Below are 20,694 nucleotides of genomic sequence, written 5' to 3'. Positions count from 1 at the left end.
CTGCGGATACCCGAGGCAAGGAACTCGGGGGCGAAAAATGGCGTCTGACACGGACTATTCCAGGCCTTGGTCAGCGCATGAACCGGCTCGTCGCCCCCTTCCTCCCTCGCCTCTCCCAGGCTTCGAACCTCTACCCAGGAACGGGAAGGCCCAAGTGCCAACCCCGGCCGAACAATTGGCGACAAAATAGCCTGTTGGCGCCCACTCGCCGTTTCGCTCTCGGGCAGAGCGCTGTAGCCCCCCATCCATGGGCACCACAACGTCCCGACGACGCGCACCTTCAGGATGCCCGGCAGGATGACCAGTGGCCCATCCCCTGCGCCGCTACCCCGTCGGGCCTAGACTTGAGTTCACGCCCATCGGGCGAGCACTGTCGCCCGCTCCTCACTCACGGATGAAAACTGCAGCCGCCATGAACCCACGGCAATCGGTGCTGGTGGTCGATGACGCCACGGAAACCCGCGCCCTTGTGGAGATCACTCTGGGCCGAATGCGCTTGCACACCCAAAGTGCGCGCACCCTGCAGGAAGCCCGTGGCCGCCTGGCCCGGGAGCGCTTTGACCTGTGCCTGACCGACCTGCAGCTACCGGACGGCAGCGGGCTGGAGCTGCTGCGGCACATCCGCCAGTCCCACCCCAACCTTCCTGTGGCGCTGCTAAGCAACGGCGCCTGTGCACAGGCCAGCGCGGGCGCCCTGCAGGCCGGAGCCTGCCAGTTGCTGCACAAGCCTCTGGACCTCAAGCAACTGCGCGCTTGGGTAGGTGCCAGCCTGAAGCAGGCCACGGACTGCGCAACGGATGACCCAGCCCGGCAATTGCTGGGAGACTCGGCGCCCATGAATGCCCTGCGTCGCCACATCGACAAGCTGGCCCACAGCCTGGCGGCGGTCTATATCAGCGGTGAATCCGGCAGTGGCAAGGAACGGGTCGCCCGCCTGCTCCACCAGCTTGGCCCCAGGGCCCGATACCCGTTCGTCCCGGTCAACTGCGGGGCGATTCCTTCCGAATTGATGGAGAGTGAACTCTTCGGCCATTGCAAAGGCAGCTTCAGTGGCGCCGTCAGCGATCAGCCCGGGTTATTTCTAGCCGCCCACGGCGGCACCCTGTTTCTTGATGAGGTCGCCGACCTGCCCCTGGCCATGCAAGTAAAACTGCTGCGAGCCTTGCAGGAAAAATCCGTGCGCCCTGTAGGCAGCCAACAGGAAAAAACCGTCGACGTGCGGATTCTCTGTGCCACCCACAAGGACCTGAAAAACGAGGTAGAGACCGGACGCTTTCGCCAGGACCTCTACTACCGCCTGAACGTCATCGAGTTGCGAGTCCCTGCGTTGCGCGAGCGCCGTGGCGACATCCCCGCACTGGCCGGGCACGTCCTGCAGCGCCTGGCCAGGGACAGCGGACAGCCTGCCGTCCAGCTACGTCCCGAAGCCCTGCAAGCCCTGGAGCGCTATGACTTTCCGGGCAACGTGCGAGAGCTGGAAAACCTGCTGGAACGGGCGCAGACCCTATGCGAAGGACGCTGGATAGAAACAGACGACCTGCAGTTGCCCAGAGCCGACAGCCTTGAAGCCCGATCATCGGCGGCGGCCACCCAGCTAGACCTGGCGCTGCACCTGCAACAGGTGGAGCGCCAGCTGCTGCTCCAGGCCCTGGAGGAAACCCGCTGGAACCGCACGGCGGCGGCCCGGCGGCTGAGCCTGTCGTTTCGTTCGATGCGTTACCGCATGAAGAAGCTCGGGCTGGACTAGATCCGACCTTCAGGCGCATAAGGCGCCGGGTCGATGATCGGCGGGTTCCCCAGCAGCAGGTCGCAGAACAGCTGGCAGGAGGCCGGCGCCAACACCAGGCCATTGCGGTAGTGCCCGCAGTTGAGCCACAGGCCAGCAAAGCCCGGAACCGGCCCCACGTAGGGAATGCCTTCCGGAGAGCCCGGGCGCAGCCCGGCCCAGTGCCCGACCACCTCGGCCTCGGCGAGGGCGGGAATCAGCTCGACCGCGGAGGCCTTGAGGCTCTCCAGGGCCGAAACGGTCGGGGTCTTGTCGAAGCCTTCATGCTCCAGGGTGCTGCCCACCAGAATGTGGCCATCGCGCCGCGGGATGGCATAGCGCCCCTTGGCCAGGACCATGCAGGACAGAAAGTCGGCAGCACACTTGTAGAGGATCATCTGCCCCTTCACCGGCTCCACCGGCAGTTCCAGGCCCAGGCTGCCCAGCAGTTCGCCACTCCAGGCCCCCGCGCAGAGCACCACCTGATCAGCGCGAACCTCGCCCAGCGAGCTATCGACCCCCACCACTTGCTGGCCTTCGCGGATAAAACCACTGACGGTGCATTGCTCATCGATTTGCACATTAGGCAACGCCTGTAACGCCGCCTTCAGGGATTTGACCAGGCGCGGGTTGCGCACGTTGGCCACATCGGCCATGTAGATCGCCTGTTGATAACCATTGCCCAGCACCGGCACCGCGTCATACACCGCCGAGATATCCACAGCACTCAGCGGCCGGCCTTCACGCTTGGCCCACTCCAGGGCCTGGGCTTCATCCTCCAGGTCCAGCCAGTAGAGGCCGGTGACATGCACTTGCGGGTCGACACCGGTGGCATTGAACAGTTGCTGGGCCAGTTGTGGGTAGAAATCCTGCGACCAGTGCGCCAGGGCTGTGACCGCCGGGCTGTAGCGCCAGGGGTAAAGCGGCGAGACGATCCCACCACCGGCCCAGGACGATTCACGCCCCAGGTCCGAACGTTCCAGAAGCCGTACCTGCTGGCCCTGGGACGCCAGATTGAAGGCGGTGAGCAGGCCGATCACCCCGCCGCCCACCACCAGCACTTGCTGTTGCTTAGCCATAGTCCGATCCAATCATGAGAAAGACAGTGGGCGCCGCGGCCCGAATCAGGTGCTCAGCGCCCCCAGCAATCCTTGGCGGTCAGCCCTTCGGCCTGGCCGCTGATGCGGGTCGCGCCGGTCTGGTCGATGCTGAAACTGCCGCATTTATCCGCCGCCATCAGCCCATCGTCCTTCGGGGTCGCGGTCAGGGAGAAGCCGGTGTCGGTCAGGGTTGCGGCAATGCTGTAGTACTCATTGCCGGCGCTCAGGTCCGGGGCGTTGCTGTAGACCCCAGCCTTGGAGAAATGCCGTTCAAGCTGCTGCGCCTGCTCGGTAAGCAGTACCGCGATTTCGCTGCGGTGCGGTTTTTTCACGTATTCGGTGATGCTGGGAAGGCTCAACGTAAGGACCAGACCGATGATCGCAATCACGATCATGATTTCGATCAGGGTAAAACCTTGGTTGGATCTGCGCATGGTCAAGAATCTCGCTTACTGGATTTGTCGCCACAGGATGCGCCGGCTGCCACCGCCGGGCCTTTCCACCAGGGTGCTGATGCCACCCCTGGAGTCACTGATGATCTTGCGGGCGCCATTGCTGGCAACTCCGCCAAGGCTGGGCACGGTGCCGACATAGCGCACGCCGCTGGAGGGCTGGTCCTGGTCATCCACGACCCCGTCGCCATTGGTGTCGAGCACCGCAGCGTCGAGCATCTTACCGCTGAACGCCTCCAGCTCGATCAATTTCCCACTGCCGGCACTCGAACAAGGGTCGTCGGGCTCCAGTTGCAGGGTGCTGAACACCACCCTGCCGGCCACCAGGGTAGCCTCGTTGAGCACCCGCTCGCCGGCTGCCAGGCCACCTTGTACCAGGGGCAGGTACCAGCCGCGCTGCGCCGGATAACGCACCTCGTTGAGGGTGCTGCGCAGGAAACTGCCGGCCGCCGCGCTGAACCCGGCCTCAAGGTGCTGCACCTGCAACTGACTTTCGCCAATGCCCCCAGGACCGCCCTCGGCGTCCCACACGCCATAGAATCCCTGGCGCGCCCGGCTTTGCTTGTCCCGGGTCTCGTTGAGCTTGCCCGTACCGAACAGCACCAATTGGCCACCACGGGGATGATCGAGCAGGCGCGGCGGTGCGCTGATCGGCTGGCTGGCGCCTCCCGCGGTGCGGAACAAGGGCTGCCCGGCAAATGCCAGATGCCAGCTGGCGCTATCGTTGCCGGACAGCTCGAATTTCCACAGTCGCCCCTTGAGGTCGCCCGCATAGGCCGCCTGCACTTCATTGCGTGCATTGACCTTGAGGGTGACGGACGACAGGCCATTGTCAGGCTGGTCGTCAATGGCGATCTCGCGAATCAGCGAGCCATCATTCAGGTCCACCACATACAGCGCTGCCACCCCGGAATGGCTGCCGTAGCCATTGCCGATGAAGGCCGCCCAGCGACCATCGGCCAAGCGCGCTACCTGTGGGCGGGCATAGGCATACCCCAGGTCATTGAAAGGATGATTGCGGTCCGGCTCGGGAGGAGCGCCGATTTCCCACAAGGCGCCAGGCGTATTGCCGTGCACGGCGTCGAACAGACGCACCGCAAAGAAACTCTTGCCGCCCGCCCCGACGCCCCCCAGGGCCAGGGTTTGCCAGGCACCGCCCCGCTGCCCATCGAACACCGCCAGGGGACCATCCACCAGATAGCGATGGCGCTCGCCCCGCCGATAACCGGGATCGGCGACCTGCGCCAGGGCGCCCAACGCGCTGGAGGGCATGTAGCCATAGAGGCGCTCACCGCTGGCCGGGTCCAGCACATTGAACAACCCGTCATTGCTGTTCACCAACAAGCGCGTCGCCATGGCCGTGGCTTTCTGTGCCAGGTAGCGGCTGTAGTCGCCCCCGGCAGCCCCATCGACAGCACTGCGCTGCCCGGCAGTTGCCAGCACCAGCGGCGAATTGACGATATCTCCCAACTGATAGCGGCGCTCCCTGAGCCCGCTCACGGAGCGGCCCTGGCTCCAGCGCAGTAACTCGGCGCCACTGACACCTGCAGGCAACGACTGCTCAAGTTCGCCACGCTGAGCGGTGGACAAGTTGCCGTAGGCCAGGCTCACCGGACGCCGGCTGGCAGTGTTCCAGGTCTCATGGATTACCGCCGCGCCGGCACCATCCACGCCACTATCGCTGCTCCACAACGGCGAACCGACAGCCACTCGGCCCTGATTGTCGATGCCGTAGGCGCGGATCGTGCCATGCCAATCGACCGGGTCGTACTGGCTCTGGTAATAACGACCACTGGCGGCATCCAGTACACCACTGCCGGCAGTCACGGCACTGGCTACGCCTTCGCCCAGAACGCTTGCCAGCACGCGTTCAAGGTTGCTGCGGGCCTGGAAATACTCACCCTGGCCGTAGTCCGCAGCGCCCATCAGCAGAGGATTGTGGGCCTGGAAACCCACCGTGAAGGTATTCAGGTACTGACGGGGGAAATCCACCGCCGCCCAGCTTTTACCGGCCTCATCCACTCCTGGGCCACGCAAGTCGATATCGAAGGCGAACTTGGCCAGGTCATCGAGGAACAGGGTCTGCCCATCGCGCTCGCCACCATCGTTGCCGATCCCGTCCCAGTTGGGCAGGCGCCCCGCCCCCAAAGGGTCGTTGAGCGGGAACTGAGTATCGTGATCCGCCGCGCCGGCACTGATCACCACCCCGTAGTTCTTCTGGCAACGGTATTGAATAGGGCTGCTGTAGAGCGCCGGTGAAAGGTTGTAGTACGGCACCATGCCGCGCAGGTAGCGGGTGATCTCGTAGTAGGTTTCCGCCAACGGCGTATGACCGCCGGCCTTGAGGCCGTTGATTGTCGCCAGCAGGGCCTGGTAATTGGCCTCGGCCTGGGCCGGGCTCACAGCGCCTTCAATGGCCGACAGGTCACTGATGGGACGGGCAATGTAACCCCCAAGGCCCGGATCACCCGGGGCCGGCGGGTTGAAGGTGGCCAACCCCAGGCGCAGCCAGCGATACCGGGTAACCAGGGCCGTGGCCAGCCGCCGAGCCACATTCATCCGGTAGTCGTTGGGAATGGAACCGTCAGTGAAGTCTCGCTCCCGTCCCTTGGCCTGCGCCAGTAGCCAGGACAGGTAGTCCGCGGAGTACAGCGTATTTCCCGCCCCAACCGGGTCCGGCAGCTTCAGGCAGCGCACCCCACGCTCGGGATCATGGAAGCTGTGAAAGCCTGCCCGGCACCCCGACTCGCCGAGGCTGGACAAGGCAATCGCCTGGCCTGCAAGCCGCTCACCCCGAGCACACTCGCCCCCCACTCCGGCACAGCGCCAGACCGCAGCCCGGGCGAGCAGCGGATCGAACTCCCGGGCATGGACAATGCTGTTCATGCCCAGGGAGTCATCCAGCACCAGCATCACGTTCGGCGCCACCGCCGCGGCACCAAGAAGCGGGGTGCTGGCAGGGTTGAACGCCATGGCCAGAGGTACCGGCAACAGGCTCAGCAGCAGCGCGCCCAGGCTTCGCCAGCCGGGCCGACGCATGCCCCGATCAATACTTGGCATAGATGCTCTCCAGCACACTGCGCGATTGCCCGGCCAGACCGACAGCGGTCACGCGATACAAGGTGGCTGGAGTATTGCTCGGCACATTCACCGCATCCTGTGAAACACCGAGGTTCTGCACCCCGTAGAAGCCAGAGCCGCTAGCGATCCACAGCACCGCCGAAGCAGCATTGACTCCAGGAGCCTTGACCAGCGCTGATTCGGCGGGAGGCGCGCACTGAGCAGGGCTGGCACATACCGGCAAGCGAAAATCATCCTGCTGCACCGCACTCTCCCCCACCCGCAGCGCGGCTTCGGCGGCCTGGAATGCGCGGTTGTGCAGAGCCAGGCTGGCGGCCATTTTTTCCTGCAGGGTGGCGTTCTGCAGCGACGAGAGCCCGATCAGGGTCAGCAGCAACAGGAACACCAGGCTGACCAGCAACGCCATGCCCCGCTGCCCGAGAGGAACCCGACCTCGCAAGCGCGTCATCAGGGCAACCTGTTGCGCAGGGCCGCGACCACGCTATAGGTCTGCGGGCGCACGCGGTCATGGGGGTCGACCAGGGTCAGGCGCAAGCGCACACTGCGGATCCGTTCCGGGTCCAACGGGTTGCGACTGTAGCTGGAGGCGGCAATGTCGGTGGCCGAACGGGCCATGCCGAAACTCACATCAAAGGCTTCGACGTTGTCCAGCAGCACCGCTTGCTGCTTGCCAAGGCCGCTGCCCAGCAGCAACTGGCGATTCTTCAGGCTGTAGAACAGCCGGCGCAGGGCGAACACCTGCTCAGCGCCGGCCCCTCGATGAGCGCCTGAATAGGCTACGGCGCTGTGCTGGCAGTCGCTGACCACGCTCCAGGTCGGCGTACCGCCATCGTCCCCGACATCGGCGGTGATCAGGGTCAGTTTCTGCTCGGCGTTGTCCCATTGGATCGGTGTCGCCGCATAGTGCGAGAACTCCCGTGCCGTGCTGGCATCACTGATGGTCCGCAGGCAACCGAACAGCCCCACCATGCGGATTTCCTGAAGCATCTTGCTCAGGACAAAGCGAGCATCCTCCTGCAGGTAGGCGGCAGCGCTCTGACTCTGGTAGGTGTTCTTCGCCGCAATGAATACCTGGGCCACCCCCAGTACCAGCACCAGGCTCAAGGCCAGTGCCAGCATCATCTCCACCAGGCCGAAGCCACTATCGGCCCGGTTCACGGCAAGCCTCCCGGTTGCGCTGCAACCCGGCTGCTGAGCTCCAGGCTCCGCAGGCTGCCCCCCCGGCCTTCGGCACGGGAGTCGTCCCAGGTGATGCGAATGGTGTAGACATGCTGCTTGACGCTGATGCTGCCCTTGCCGCTGGGGCCGGCGAAGCTCGCGATATTGGCGGCGAAGTCGTACAGGTCCTGATCCCGCACATTGCCCGGGTTGCCCTCTGCCGGTATCGCCACGCTATAGTCGGCGGCGGCGTTGGCGCGGATCCGGTCGAGCATGTCATAGGCGATAAAGCTGGCCTGGGTGGTCATCCGCGAGCTGTCGGTGTACTGCAGCGCCTTGATCTGCACCCCCGCCGCACCCAACAGGCCCACCGCCAGTATCAACAGCGCCACCAGCACCTCGATCAGGGTCATGCCATCCTGTGCATCCCGCACGTTCATCCGCAGTTCTCCGCTGCTATCACCCGCCCATTGAGACAGACACTGATCACCCGCCGCTGCTGGTCCAGTCCATAGACGATGTGCAGCGCATCACTGGCCGCCAAGCCGCCGAGGCGATTGAAATCGATGCTGTGGTCATCTGAGGTTAGCGTCAGGGTGGCCCCCGGACTGATGGCTGGAACAACCCGCAATACATTGCCTTCGGGGTCCTGCCCCGCATACACCATCAATTCGCCGTTCCAGGGAGCGTCCTTGGCAGCCGGGCGAATCCCGACCCTCTGGCGGCGATTGATCGCTTCCAACCGTGCGTAAGCCAGGGCCTGGCGTAGTTGATTGATCTCGGTGTCGGCACGCACTCGCTGCACGGTGGCGCGATAGGCTGGCACCACCAGGCCCAGAAGAAGGGCCGCGATCGCCAGGGCGACGAGCAATTCCAGCAAGGTGAAACCCTTTGTATGCAAATTCATGGCCGGCCTTGGAAGTGTCATCGGCTATAACAGGCAAGCGCCCGGACCCTCCATAGACCGGCGCTTTGGCCATTTGCTCAATGAACACGCACGGATTGCGTGAAACCGTCGTCCCCAGGGAGGGAGACCCCATGCATGAGAAAGGCTTCAGCCTGATTGAACTGCTGACCGCACTGGTTCTGCTGGCCCTGCTGCTGCCGCTTTCCGGTAGCGCCATGAGTGAGCTGCTGCGCTCCAATCGCCAGCAGGACGCCGCGCAGATGCTCGCCAGTGGCCTGCGCAACGCCCGGGCGGCAGCGATCCTGCACCAGCGCACGGTCCTGATCCATAGTCTGGAGGACGACTGGAGCCGGGGCTGGAGGATCATCCTGGATATCAGCGGCAAGGGCGTCCAGGACGCACGCAACCCGCAACTGATCGAGCGCCAAGGCAGTGGGCAGGTATTGATCGTGGGCAATCGCCCGGTGCAGCACTTCGTGCGCTTCAGTGCCCTGGGCCATCCGCTGCTGCCCAGTGGCGCCTTCCAGGCCGGAACACTCCATGTCTGCCAGGCAGGCCAGGAGTACAGCCGCCATCAAGTGGTGCTGTCACGTAGCGGGAGGGTCAGCCTGCGCAGCGAAAACGCCGAGCAGGCCTTGTGCGCAGGCGTCGGCTGATCAGAGCAGCGAGCGAACCCGCAGCTCTTTGGGCATGGAGAAGGTGATGTTTTCTTCGCGGCCGGCCAGCTCATCGGCGCCGGTGGCACCCCAGGCCTGCAGTTGCTGGATCACGCCACGCACCAGCACTTCCGGGGCCGAGGCGCCGGCGGTAATGCCGATGCGCTCCACACCATCGAACCAGCTGCGCTGCAGGTCTTCGGCACCGTCGATCAGGTAGGCCGGGGTGGCCATGCGTTCGGCCAGCTCGCGCAGGCGGTTGGAGTTGGAGCTGTTGGGGCTGCCGACCACCAGCACCACGTCGCATTCGTCGGCCAGTTGCTTGACCGCGTCCTGACGGTTCTGCGTGGCGTAGCAGATGTCGTCCTTGCGTGGCCCGCCGATGGCCGGGAAACGTGTACGCAGGGCATCGATCACCCGGCTGGTGTCATCCATGGACAAGGTGGTCTGGGTCACGAATGCCAGGCGCTCTGGGTTGCGCACCTGCAATTCGGCCACATCCTTTTCGTCTTCCACCAGGTAGATGGCGCCGCCATTGCTGGCGTCGTACTGGCCCATGGTGCCTTCGACCTCGGGGTGGCCGGCGTGGCCGATCAGGATGCATTCACGGCCGTCGCGGCTGTAGCGCGCCACTTCGATATGCACCTTGGTCACCAGCGGGCAGGTGGCGTCGAACACTTTGAGGCCACGACCTGCAGCCTCGCTGCGCACCGCCTGGGAAACACCGTGGGCGCTGAAGATGACGATGACATCATCCGGCACCTGGTCCAGCTCTTCGACGAAGATCGCTCCACGATTGCGCAGGTCTTCGACGACAAATTTGTTGTGCACCACTTCATGCCGGACGTAGATCGGCGGCCCGAAGACTTCCAGGGCGCGATTGACGATTTCGATCGCCCGGTCCACGCCGGCGCAGAAGCCACGGGGGTTGGCGAGTTTGATTTGCATGCTGTGCCTCGTGTCTTGCGCGCAAGAAGTTAGATCGTTGTAGACAGCGGATCGCCGGCAGCCGGCTCCTGGATAATAGAAGACGGCATGCCGGCGATGCTTTTAAAGCGCTTTGACGTCGATGATTTCAACGTCGAAGGTCAAGGTCTTGCCGGCCAGCGGGTGGTTGAAATCGATGGTCACCTGCGCGTCATCGAAAGTTTTGACCACACCTGGCAACTCGGTGTTCGCCGCATCGTTGAAGATCACCAGCAAGCCTTCCGAAAGCTCCATGTCCTGGAACTGCGAACGCGGGATGACCTGCACGTTCTGCGGGTTGGGCTGGCCGAAGGCGTTTTCCGGTTCGATGGTCAGGTTGCGCTTGTCGCCGGCCTTGAAGCCGAACAGCGCCGCCTCGAACCCTGGCAGCAGGTTGCCATCGCCGACCTTGAAGGTCGCCGGGGCCTTGTCGAACGTGCTGTCTACGGTGTCGCCGTTCTCCAGGCGCAATGCGAAATGCAAAGTGACTTCCGTGTTCTGACCGATGCGTTGTTCAGTCAATACCTGTTCAGTCATGAACGGCTTCTCCGGTTTTCTTGCTCTTGAACATATCCAGGGCCAGCATCACCGCGCCAACGGTAATGGCACTGTCGGCGAAGTTGAATGCCGGGAAGTACCAGCGGTTCTGCCAGTGCACCAGGATGAAATCGATCACATGGCCCAGGGCGATGCGGTCGTACAGGTTACCCAGGGCCCCGCCCAGCACCAGCGCCAGAGCGATGGCCAGCCAGGTTTCATTGCGCCCCAGACGCTTGAGCCAGACCACCAGCACCGCACTGACCGCAATCGCGATCAGGGCGAACAGCCAGCGCTGCCAGCCGGAGCCGTCGGCGAGGAAGCTGAAGGCGGCGCCGGTGTTGTAGGCCAGGGTCCAGCTGAAGTAATCCGGGATCACCACGATCTGCTGGTACATGCTCAGCGAACTTTCGAAGTGCAGCTTGCTGACCTGGTCGATGACCAGGACCAGCACGCTCAACCACAGCCAGCCCAGACGGCCGAAACGGCCTGCGGCGTTAGGCATAGTGACGGACCTCGCCTGCTCCGCTGATGTTGTCTACACAACGACCGCAGATTTCCGGGTGCTCAGGGTGCACGCCGACGTCTTCACGGCAGTGCCAGCAACGAGCGCACTTGGGGAAGGCCGACTTGACGACTTTGAGCTTGAGGCCCGGTACTTCGGTGGCCACGGCGTCCGCTGGTGCCTGGGCAAACGGGGCCAGGCTGGCGGTCGAGGTGATCAGCACGAAACGCAGTTCGTTGCTCAGCTTGGCCAGGTCAGCGGCCAGGCCATCCTCGGCAAACAGGGTGACTTCGGCTTGCAGGTTGCCACCGACGGCCTTGGCCGCGCGCTGAACTTCCAGCTCCTTGTTCACCGCAACCTTGACGGCCATCACGCCTTCCCAGTACTCGCGGCCCAGTTCGAAGTCAGCGGGCAATTCGGTCAGGCCTTCGTACCAGGTGTTGAGCATCACGGATTCGTTACGCTCGCCCGGCAGGTATTCCCACAGCTCATCGGCGGTGAAGGCCAGGATCGGTGCGATCCAGCGCACCAGCGCTTCGGAGATGTGGTACAGCGCGGTCTGCGCCGAGCGGCGCGCCTTGCTGTTGGCGCCGGTGGTGTACTGGCGGTCCTTGATGATGTCGAGGTAGAAGCCGCCCAACTCCTGCACGCAGAAGTTGTGCACCTTGGAGTAGACGTTCCAGAAGCGGTATTCGCCGTAGTGCAGCTCCAGCTCGCGCTGCAGCAACAAGGTACGGTCCACGGCCCAACGGTCCAGGGCCAGCATGTCTTCGGCCGGCAGCAGGTCGGTGGCCGGGTTGAAGCCGCTCAGGTTGGAAAGCAGGAAACGCGCAGTGTTGCGGATCCGCCGGTAGGCGTCGGCGCTGCGCTGCAGGATCTGATCGGAAACCGCCATCTCGCCGGAGTAGTCGGTGGCCGAGACCCACAGGCGCATGATGTCGGCACCCAGGGTGTCGTTGACCTTCTGTGGCGCGATCACGTTGCCCAGGGACTTGGACATCTTGCGGCCGTTCTCGTCCACGGTGAAGCCGTGGGTCAACAGTTCGCGGTACGGCGCGTGGTTGTCGATGGCGCAACCGGTGAGCAGGGACGAGTGGAACCAGCCACGGTGCTGGTCGGAGCCCTCCAGGTACAGGTCGGCCCGCGGACCGCTTTCGTGGCCCATGGGGTGCGAACCGCGCAGCACGTGCCAGTGAGTGGTGCCGGAGTCGAACCAGACGTCCAGGGTGTCGCTGATCTTGTCGTACTGGGCGGCTTCGTCGCCCAGCAGCTCAGCGGCGTCCATCTTGAACCAGGCCTCGATGCCTTCCTGCTCGACGCGCTGGGCCACTTCTTCCATCAGCTCGACAGTGCGTGGGTGCAGGTCGCCGCTTTCCTTGTTCAGGAAGAACGGGATCGGCACACCCCAGTTGCGCTGGCGGGAGATGCACCAGTCCGGGCGGTTGGCGATCATCGAGTGCAGGCGTGCCTGGCCCCAGGCCGGTACGAACTGGGTGTCTTCGATGGCTTGCAGGGCGCGTTGGCGCAGGGTGTCGCCGGCTTCCGGCTGCTTGTCCATGCCGACGAACCACTGCGCGGTGGCGCGATAGATCAGCGGGGTCTTGTGGCGCCAGCAGTGCATGTAGCTGTGGCTGATGGTTTCGGTGTGCAGCAGCGCACCGACTTCGCTCAGCTTGTCGACAATGGCCGGGTTGGCCTTCCAGATGAACTGGCCGCCGAAGAACTCCAGCGATGTCGCGTAGACACCGTTGCTCTGCACCGGATTGAGGATGTCGTCGTTGACCATGCCATAACGCTTGCAGGTCACGAAGTCGTCTTCACCATAGGCCGGGGCCGAGTGAACCACGCCAGTGCCGGCACCCAGCTCCACGTATTCGGCCAGATACACCGGCGACAGACGATCGTAGAACGGATGACGGAAATTGATCAGTTCCAGGGCCGAACCTGGAGCCGTGGCAATCACCGAGCCTTCCAGGTTGTAGCGGGCCAGGCAGGATTCCACCAGCTCTTCGGCCAGCACCAGCAGGCGTTCGCCGGTGTCGACCAGGGCATAGTTGAACTCAGGGTGTACGTTCAGCGCCTGGTTGGCCGGGATGGTCCAGGGGGTGGTGGTCCAGATCACGATGGCAGCAGGCTTGGCCAGCTTGGCCAGGCCGAAGGCGCCGGCCAGCTTGGCTTCGTCGGCGACCGGGAAGGCCACGTCGATGGTCGCGGACTTCTTGTCCTGATACTCGACTTCTGCTTCAGCCAGGGCCGAGCCGCAGTCGAAGCACCAGTTCACCGGCTTCAGGCCCTTGAACACGAAGCCGCCCTTGACCATTTCCGCCAGGGCACGGATCTCGCCGGCCTCGTTGGCGAAGTTCATGGTCTTGTAGGGATTGGCCCAGTCGCCCAGCACACCCAGGCGGATGAACTCGGCCTTCTGCCCTTCGATCTGCTCGGAAGCGTAGGCGCGGCACAGCTCGCGGGTCTGGTCCGAGGACAGGTTCTTGCCGTGGGTCACCTCGACCTTGTGCTCGATCGGTAGACCGTGGCAGTCCCAGCCAGGAACGTAAGGCGCGTCGAAACCCGCCAGGGTTTTCGAGCGGATGATCATGTCCTTGAGAATCTTGTTGACCGCATGACCGATGTGAATCGAGCCGTTGGCATAGGGAGGACCGTCGTGCAGTACGAACTTGGGACGATCCTTGCCAATCTCGCGCAACTTTCCGTACAGGCCAATGCTGTCCCAACGCTGCAGAATCTGTGGTTCGCGCTGAGGCAGGCCGGCCTTCATTGGGAAGGCGGTGTCCGGAAGGTTTAACGTGGCTTTATAGTCGGTCATTTAAGGCTCTTCATTAGCGATTGGCGCTATGGATACGTGCCACTTGGGCACGGGCGGCGGCAACATCCGCATTGATCGCCGTCTTCAACGCCTCCAGGGAGGCGAAACGCTGCTCTTCACGCAGCTTGTGGTGGAAAACCACCGTCAAACGCCGGTCATACAGATCGCCGGCAAAATCTAAAAGATGTACTTCCAGGTGGGCCTTGCCATCACCTGCAACCGTGGGCCGCACGCCGATATTGGCGACGCCGGGCCAGGTCCTGCCATCGAGCTCGACGCTCACCAGGTACACCCCGGAAAGCGGCACGCGACGGCGCTTCAACTGCACATTGGCAGTGGGCGTACCCAACTGGCGCGCCAGTTTCTGGCCGTGCAACACCCGCCCGGCAATGCGGTACGGGCGACCCAGCAGGCGCTCGGCCAGATCGAAATCGGCGGCGGCCAGGGCATTGCGGACCTGGGTACTACTCACCCGCAGGCCGTCGAGCTCGACGGTCTGCGCCGCCTCCACGGTAAAGCCGTGGGTGGCTCCGGCCTGCTGCAGGAAGTCAAAATCACCGACCCGGTCGCAACCGAAGCGGAAGTCATCACCCACTTCCAGGTGCTGTACACCCAGGCCATCCACCAGGATTCGCTCGACGAACTCGCTGGCGCTGAGTTTGCTCAGGCGCTGGTTGAAGGCCAGGCACAGCACCCGGTCGACACCGGCGTCAGCCAGCAACTGCAGCTTGTCCCGCAGGCGGGCCAGACGCGCCGGAGCCGTTTCGGGGGCAAAGAACTCCCGCGGCTGGGGCTCGAAAATCACCACGCAGCTGGGCACGCCCAACTCGAGCGCACGTTCGCGCAGCCGGCCCAGGATAGCCTGGTGACCACGGTGAACACCGTCAAAGTTGCCAATAGTGGCGACGCAGCCCCGATGCTGGGGGCGCAGATTGTGGAGGCCTCGAACCAGCTGCATAACGCGCTTCTTGCTCATAAAGTGGTCGATTATAACCACACCCGGCGGCCGACGACAGGCAGCACCGCACCCAATGTGGTTGATCCGACAAAACCGATGCCTGCCCTGCCCTGGCGACTAAACAGCCGTCAGTTCAAGGCCTTGCGATTGAAGTCGCGCAAACGGAAGCCCAGCAGCGCCAGCATGCCGAAATATGCCACCACCCCAGCCACCACCAGCACGCCCAGGCGCAGGAACCGCTGGAGCATATGGCCTTGATCCCAGGCCGGCATGAAATGCATCAGGCCCAGCAATACCGCGGACATGACCGCTACCGCCAACAGCAACTTCAAGGTGAACCGCCCCCACCCCGGCAGCGGCTGGAACATCTGCTGCTTGCGCAACTGGTAGAACAGCAGTCCGGCGTTGATACAGGCCCCGGCGCTAATGGCCAGGGCCAGGCCCGCGTGTTTCAGGGGGCCGATAAAGGCCAGGTTCAGCAGTTGGGTGACGATCAGCGTAAAGATGGCGATTTTCACCGGTGTACGAATGTTCTGCTGCGCATAGAAGCCCGGCGCCAGCACCTTGATCACGATGATCCCCAGCAAACCCACGGCATAAGCCACCAGCGCACGCTGGGTCATGGACGCATCGAAGGCACTGAACTCACCGTATTGGAACAGTGACACGGTCAGCGGCTCGGCGAGGATACCCAGGGCCAGGGAGCACGGCAGCACCAGGATGAAACACAGGCGCAGGCCCCAATCGAGAATCCGCGAATACTCGTGGCGGTCCTTGCTGGCGTAGGTCTTGGCCAGGGTCGGCAGAAGAATGGTGCCCAGCGCCACCCCCAGCACACCGGACGGCAGCTCCATCAGGCGGTCGGCGTAATACATCCACGACACCGAACCGGCTACCAGGAAAGAGGCGAAGATGGTGTTGATGATCAACGAAATCTGGCTCACCGAAACCCCGAGAATCGCCGGCAGCATCTGCTTCATCACCCGCCAGACCCCGGTATCCCGCAGGTTCAGGCGTGGCAGCACCAGCATGCCGATCTTCTTCAGGTGCGGCAGCTGATACAGCAACTGCGCCAGGCCACCAGCCAGCACCGCCCAGCCCAGAGCCATCACTGGCGGATCGAAATACGGCGTCAGAAACACCGCAAAAATGATCATGCTGACGTTGAGCAGGGTCGGCACGAAGGCCGGCACCGAGAAACGATTCCAGGTATTGAGGATTGCCCCGGCCAGAGACGACAGCGAGATCAGCAATATATAAGGAAAGGTCACCCGCAACAGGTCAGAGGTCAGGGCGAACTTTTCCGGAGAGTCGACGAACCCCGGTGCCGTGGCCCAGATCACCCAGGGCGCGGCGATGATGCCCAAAGCCGTCACCAGCGCCAGGACCAGGGTCAGCAGACCCGAGACATAGGCAATGAAGGTACGGGTCGCCTCTTCCCCCTGCTGGCTCTTGTATTCCGCCAGGATCGGCACGAACGCCTGGGAGAACGCTCCTTCGGCAAAGATGCGCCGCAGCAGGTTGGGCAGCTTGAAGGCAATGAAGAAGGCATCGGTGGCCATCCCGGCACCGAAAGTGCGCGCGATGATGGTGTCACGCACAAACCCCAGTATCCGGGAAAGCATCGTGATAGAGCTGACGGCGGCCAACGACTTGAGCAGGTTCATGAAAAGGTTTTGCGCCTTGTAGATAAACAGCAGGCGAAAAGACACCCACTTATGCGATACTCCGCGCCGCAACAGCACAGAGCCAAAGCTCGCGAGTTTACAGGTCAAGCGCCGGAAATAAATATCCCGCCTCTTCAGATCGACCACTCAGCGGAACGCATCACCCGCCCTTGACAAGACTTCAACTCATCGGCATGATTCGCGGCCTATTTTGTTTGCTATTTCCCAAAAAGTCTTTCGAGGAGCTCGACGGTGGCCAACTCACCTTCCGCCAAAAAACGTGCAAAACAGGCTGAGAAGCGTCGCAGCCACAACGCCAGCCTGCGTTCCATGGTTCGTACCTACATCAAGAATGTAGTTAAAGCCATCGACGCAAAAGACGCTGAAAAAGCGCAAGCTGCTTATGTTCTGGCTGTGCCAGTTATCGACCGCATGGCCGATAAAGGCATCATCCACAAGAACAAGGCTGCTCGCCATAAAGGTCGTCTGAATGGCCACATCAAGGCTCTGAACCTTGCTGCTGCAGCCTAAGCGACACGCTTGTTAAAAAACCGACCCAAGGGTCGGTTTTTTATTGCCCGCGATTTACCCTCCCGGCAAACCAGCCCCGCCTTCAACAGAGGGCCAGCATGCCAGGAGAAACTCCGTTACGGGTGCGGCCAGGGCAGGATCGGGATAGCCGTCACCGCATTCTGCGGACTACCCTCGATCAGGCGATCGCTGTAGACCAGGTACACCAGGGTATTGCGCTTCTTATCCAGGAAACGCACCACCTGCATGGTCTTGAATACCAGCGAGGTGCGCTCCTTGAATACCTCGTCGCCATCCTTGAGCTCACCCTTGAACGCAATAGGCCCCACCTGACGACAGGCAATGGAGGCTTCCGCACGATCTTCCGCCAGGCCCAGGCCACCCTTGAGCCCACCCGTCTTGGCTCGCGACAGATAGCACGTCACCCCATCGACCTTGGGATCATCGAACGCCTCGACCACGATCCGGTCATTCGGCCCGACAAACTTGAACACCGTGGACACCTGGCCAATCTCCTCGGCCGAAGCCATGAACGGCATCGCCAAGAGCAAGCCCAACAATCCTTTTGCTACGCGCATACGCTTTTCCTTACGCCACTTACACCAGAATCAGGTTATCGCGGTGTACCAGTTCAGGCTCCGCCATATACCCCAGGACACCGACAATAGCGTCGGACGGCTGACCAATGATCTTCTGCGCCTCAAGCGCACTGTAGTTGGCCAGGCCACGAGCAATCTCACGACCATCCGGCGCTACGCACACCACCATCTCACCACGCCGGAAACCACCCTGGACCTGCTTGACCCCCACCGGCAACAGGCTCTTGTTACCCCGGGACAGAGCCGACACCGCCCCCTCGTCCAGCACCAGGGTGCCGCGGGTCTGCAGATGCCCGGCCAGCCACTGCTTGCGCGCCGCCAGCATGCCGCGCTCCGGCGACAGCAAGGTGCCGATGCGCTCGCCAGCCTTGAGGCGGTCCAGCACGCGCTCCAGGCGCCCGCCAACGATGATCGTATGCGCCCCGGAACGCGCCGCCAGCCGCGCCGCACGCAACTTGGTCTGCATGCCGCCACGCCCCAGCGCACCGCCCGTACCACCGGCCACCGCATCCAGCGCCGGGTCATCGGCCCGCGCCTCATAGATCAGCTGGGCATCAGGATTGTTACGCGGGTCGGCATCGAACATGCCGTCACGGTCGGTAAGAATCACCAGCAGATCAGCCTCAACCAGGTTGGCCACCAGCGCCGCCAGAGTATCGTTGTCGCCAAAGCGGATCTCGTCGGTCACCACGGTGTCGTTCTCGTTGATCACCGGGATCACCTTGAGCTCCACCAGGGCACGCAAGGTACTGCGAGCATTGAGGTAGCGCTTGCGATCGGAGAGGTCGTCATGGGTCAGGAGAATCTGTGCAGTATGCCGGCCATGCTCGGCAAAGCTCGACTCCCAGGCCTGCACCAGCCCCATCTGGCCGATGGCCGCAGCGGCCTGCAACTCATGCATCGCACTCGGTCGTGCGGTCCAGCCCAGGCGGCTCATGCCGGCCGCTACAGCACCGGAGGAAACCAGTACCAGCTCGACGCCGGCCTCATGCAAGGCCACCATCTGCTCCACCCACACACCCATTGCCGTGCGATCCAGCCCCTTGCCGTCCGCCGTCAGCAGCGCACTGCCGATCTTAACGACCCAGCGCTGCGCACCTGTCACCTTGCTCCGCATCTTATTCAACCTTTGCCAGCGAGCGACGCGACCGAGCGCCACTCATGGGGTTATTCGTATTTGTATCCTGCAGACACCAAAACGCCGCTCAAATGAGCGGCGCCTTGGAAGCTGGCTTGGCAGCGATGATAACACCGCACCCTGCCAGATAAACCGTCTTCGCGGGGCAAGCCCGCTCCTGCCGAATCAGTCGCGAACGTAAATGATTTCCGGACCATCTTCATCGTCAACGTCTTCTTCGTCCCAGTCATCATCACCGATGTCATGGACGCTCTTCACGCCACTGCGGCGCAGAGCGCGCTGATCGTCGAGGGCTTGCAACTGGGCACGCGCCTCGTCTTCGATGCGCTGATCCAGCTCAGCCAGCTCGTCGGCATAGGCAGGGTCGGCGGCCAGGCGATCGGCACGATCCTCCAGGTAACGCATGATGTCGCGGCTCAGGCGCTCGGTACCATCCTTGGAGATGGCCGAGATCACGTATACCGGCCCCGTCCACTCCAGGCGATCAACGATTTCCTTGACCCGCTCTTCACGCTCTTCCTCGAGGATCTGATCGGACTTGTTCAGCACCAGCCAGCGCTCGCGCTCGGCCAGGGACGGGCTGAACTTCATCAACTCATTGACAATCACCTCTGCCGCATCCGCCGGGCTGCTTTCATCCAGCGGCGCCATGTCCACCAGGTGCAGCAGGATGCGCGTACGCGCCAGGTGCTTGAGGAAGCGAATCCCCAGGCCGGCACCATCGGAAGCGCCCTCGATCAGACCCGGAATGTCGGCGATCACGAAGCTCTTCCAGCGATCGACGCTGACCACACCCAGGTTCGGCACCAGGGTGGTGAACGGGTAATCGGCCACCTTCGGCTTGGCCGCGGACACCGAGCGGATAAAGGTACTTTTGCCCGCATTCGGCAAGCCCAGCAGACCCACGTCCGCCAACACCTTCAGCTCCAGCTTGAGATCACGCTGCTCACCCGGCTTGCCCGGAGTGGTCTGGCGCGGCGCACGGTTGGTACTGGACTTGAAACGGGTATTACCCAAACCGTGCCAGCCGCCCTGCACCACCATCAACCGCTGGCCAGCCTTGGTCAGGTCGCCAATGACTTCCTGAGTGCCCGCATCAATGATCGTGGTACCGACCGGAACCCGCAGCTCCAGATCCTCACCCTTCTTGCCGGTGCAGTCGGTACTGCCGCCGTTGGAGCCGCGCTCGGCATCGAAGTGCCGGGTGTAGCGGTAGTCCACCAGGGTATTGAGGTTTTCGTCGGCGACCATGTAGATCGAGCCGCCATCACCACCATCACCACCGTTGGGACCACCGTTTTCGATGAACTTTTCCCGACGGAAACTCATGCAACCATTGCCGCCGTCGCCAGCCTTTACTCGAATCGATACTTCATCAACAAACTTCATGTTCAAACGCCTCTCGCCACACGGGCGAGCTGAAAAGCACTAAGACATAAGACTCTTGCAAAAATGAGCGCAGCGACCTCAATCAACGACCGAAACATCCAACGCTGGCAGCTCGTACAAACAGTTTTGCAAGAGACTCATCCCACAAACGAAAAAGCCCCGTCGCGAGACAGGGCTTTTCCAGCGATCGCGCAATTAAGCTGCGACGACGCTCACGTAACGACGACCGAAGGCGCCTTTTACTTCAAACTTGATCACGCCTTCGATTTTCGCGAACAGGGTGTGATCTTTACCCATGCCAACGCCGTAGCCAGCGTGGAATTGGGTGCCGCGCTGACGCACGATGATGTTGCCGGCCTTGATGACCTGGCCGCCATACATCTTCACGCCAAGGCGTTTGGCTTCTGAGTCGCGACCGTTACGGGTACTACCACCAGCTTTTTTGTGTGCCATGAGTTCAA

Annotated in this window: 20 protein-coding genes; 3 read left to right on the top strand and 17 right to left on the bottom strand. The window is 62.8% G+C overall.

What is annotated here, in order from left to right:
• Window positions 1–412: 412 nt before the first annotated feature.
• Window positions 413–1,747, top strand: coding sequence for a sigma-54 dependent transcriptional regulator (locus M2395_RS29860; protein ID WP_041752595.1), 1,335 nt, complete (start codon window positions 413–415; stop codon window positions 1,745–1,747).
• On the opposite strand, the gene thiO is transcribed toward M2395_RS29860, so the two are convergent.
• The 7 genes from thiO to M2395_RS29825 are packed head-to-tail and all read right to left on the bottom strand — an operon-like array spanning window position 1,744 to window position 8,463.
• A complete protein-coding gene (thiO, locus tag M2395_RS29855) occupies window positions 1,744–2,844 on the bottom strand; it encodes a glycine oxidase ThiO (protein WP_053160097.1) in 1,101 nt (366 codons plus the stop codon). The two genes, M2395_RS29860 and thiO, sit on opposite strands and share 4 nt — an antisense overlap.
• 53 nt (window positions 2,845–2,897) lie before the next feature.
• On the bottom strand, window positions 2,898–3,299 hold the full coding sequence (locus tag M2395_RS29850) for a type IV pilin protein (RefSeq protein ID WP_015637084.1): 402 nt from the start codon (window positions 3,297–3,299) through the stop codon (window positions 2,898–2,900).
• 15 nt (window positions 3,300–3,314) lie between these two features.
• Entirely contained in the window at window positions 3,315–6,377 is a 3,063-nt protein-coding gene (locus M2395_RS29845) for a pilus assembly protein (RefSeq protein WP_123431483.1), read from the bottom strand.
• Window positions 6,364–6,846: a PilX N-terminal domain-containing pilus assembly protein gene (locus M2395_RS29840; RefSeq protein ID WP_233447094.1), complete on the bottom strand. Its 483-nt coding sequence runs from the start codon at window positions 6,844–6,846 to the stop codon at window positions 6,364–6,366. Before M2395_RS29840 ends, M2395_RS29845 begins: the two co-directional genes overlap by 14 nt.
• Entirely contained in the window at window positions 6,846–7,556 is a 711-nt protein-coding gene (locus M2395_RS29835) for a PilW family protein (protein WP_053153961.1), read from the bottom strand. Before M2395_RS29835 ends, M2395_RS29840 begins: the two co-directional genes overlap by 1 nt.
• On the bottom strand, window positions 7,553–7,996 hold the full coding sequence (pilV, locus tag M2395_RS29830; protein ID WP_053153964.1) for a type IV pilus modification protein PilV: 444 nt from the start codon (window positions 7,994–7,996) through the stop codon (window positions 7,553–7,555). Before pilV ends, M2395_RS29835 begins: the two co-directional genes overlap by 4 nt.
• The gene (locus tag M2395_RS29825) at window positions 7,993–8,463 is read right to left on the bottom strand and encodes a GspH/FimT family protein (RefSeq protein WP_053153967.1); all 471 of its coding nucleotides are present in this window, start codon (window positions 8,461–8,463) and stop codon (window positions 7,993–7,995) included. Before M2395_RS29825 ends, pilV begins: the two co-directional genes overlap by 4 nt.
• Window positions 8,464–8,594: 131 nt before the next feature.
• On the opposite strand from M2395_RS29825, the gene M2395_RS29820 reads away from it, so the two are divergent.
• Window positions 8,595–9,119, top strand: coding sequence for a GspH/FimT family protein (locus M2395_RS29820; protein WP_053160104.1), 525 nt, complete (start codon window positions 8,595–8,597; stop codon window positions 9,117–9,119).
• Here the strand turns inward: M2395_RS29820 and ispH are convergent, their stop codons facing one another.
• The 6 genes from ispH to murJ form a co-directional block, all read right to left on the bottom strand.
• Window positions 9,120–10,067, bottom strand: coding sequence for a 4-hydroxy-3-methylbut-2-enyl diphosphate reductase (ispH, locus tag M2395_RS29815; protein WP_011063546.1), 948 nt, complete (start codon window positions 10,065–10,067; stop codon window positions 9,120–9,122).
• Between the two features lie 102 nt (window positions 10,068–10,169).
• On the bottom strand, window positions 10,170–10,622 hold the full coding sequence (gene fkpB, locus M2395_RS29810; RefSeq protein ID WP_011063547.1) for an FKBP-type peptidyl-prolyl cis-trans isomerase: 453 nt from the start codon (window positions 10,620–10,622) through the stop codon (window positions 10,170–10,172).
• A complete protein-coding gene (gene lspA / locus M2395_RS29805) occupies window positions 10,615–11,127 on the bottom strand; it encodes a signal peptidase II (protein ID WP_011063548.1) in 513 nt (170 codons plus the stop codon). Before lspA ends, fkpB begins: the two co-directional genes overlap by 8 nt.
• Window positions 11,120–13,951 carry an isoleucine--tRNA ligase gene (ileS, locus tag M2395_RS29800; protein ID WP_015637091.1) on the bottom strand — a complete coding sequence of 944 codons (2,832 nt, stop codon included), beginning with the start codon at window positions 13,949–13,951 and terminating at the stop codon, window positions 11,120–11,122. The genes lspA and ileS overlap by 8 nt, the downstream gene beginning before the upstream one ends.
• A gap of 13 nt (window positions 13,952–13,964) precedes the next feature.
• A complete protein-coding gene (gene ribF / locus M2395_RS29795; RefSeq protein ID WP_011063550.1) occupies window positions 13,965–14,909 on the bottom strand; it encodes a bifunctional riboflavin kinase/FAD synthetase in 945 nt (314 codons plus the stop codon).
• Window positions 14,910–15,037: 128 nt separating this feature from the next.
• A complete protein-coding gene (gene murJ / locus M2395_RS29790) occupies window positions 15,038–16,576 on the bottom strand; it encodes a murein biosynthesis integral membrane protein MurJ (protein WP_011063551.1) in 1,539 nt (512 codons plus the stop codon).
• A gap of 252 nt (window positions 16,577–16,828) precedes the next feature.
• On the opposite strand from murJ, the gene rpsT reads away from it, so the two are divergent.
• Window positions 16,829–17,107 (top strand): 30S ribosomal protein S20, encoded by a 279-nt coding sequence (rpsT, locus tag M2395_RS29785; RefSeq protein WP_007924739.1) that lies wholly within the window; start codon window positions 16,829–16,831, stop codon window positions 17,105–17,107.
• Window positions 17,108–17,223: 116 nt separating this feature from the next.
• Here the strand turns inward: rpsT and M2395_RS29780 are convergent, their stop codons facing one another.
• From M2395_RS29780 to rpmA, 4 genes are all read right to left on the bottom strand, one after another.
• Window positions 17,224–17,685, bottom strand: coding sequence for a CreA family protein (locus M2395_RS29780; protein ID WP_011063552.1), 462 nt, complete (start codon window positions 17,683–17,685; stop codon window positions 17,224–17,226).
• A 19-nt stretch (window positions 17,686–17,704) separates the two neighbouring features.
• The gene (proB, locus tag M2395_RS29775) at window positions 17,705–18,823 is read right to left on the bottom strand and encodes a glutamate 5-kinase (protein WP_123431482.1); all 1,119 of its coding nucleotides are present in this window, start codon (window positions 18,821–18,823) and stop codon (window positions 17,705–17,707) included.
• A 186-nt stretch (window positions 18,824–19,009) separates the two neighbouring features.
• On the bottom strand, window positions 19,010–20,233 hold the full coding sequence (cgtA, locus tag M2395_RS29770; protein ID WP_011063554.1) for an Obg family GTPase CgtA: 1,224 nt from the start codon (window positions 20,231–20,233) through the stop codon (window positions 19,010–19,012).
• A gap of 195 nt (window positions 20,234–20,428) precedes the next feature.
• The gene (gene rpmA, locus M2395_RS29765) at window positions 20,429–20,686 is read right to left on the bottom strand and encodes a 50S ribosomal protein L27 (protein ID WP_003228360.1); all 258 of its coding nucleotides are present in this window, start codon (window positions 20,684–20,686) and stop codon (window positions 20,429–20,431) included.
• Window positions 20,687–20,694 lie beyond the last annotated feature (8 nt).

Origin of the sequence: Pseudomonas sp. BIGb0176, from assembly GCF_024810175.1 — a bacterium.
GTDB classification, from domain to species: domain Bacteria; phylum Pseudomonadota; class Gammaproteobacteria; order Pseudomonadales; family Pseudomonadaceae; genus Aquipseudomonas; species Aquipseudomonas protegens.
Note: the sequence above shows the minus strand (reverse complement) of the source record. Positions and strands in the feature narration are given on the sequence as shown.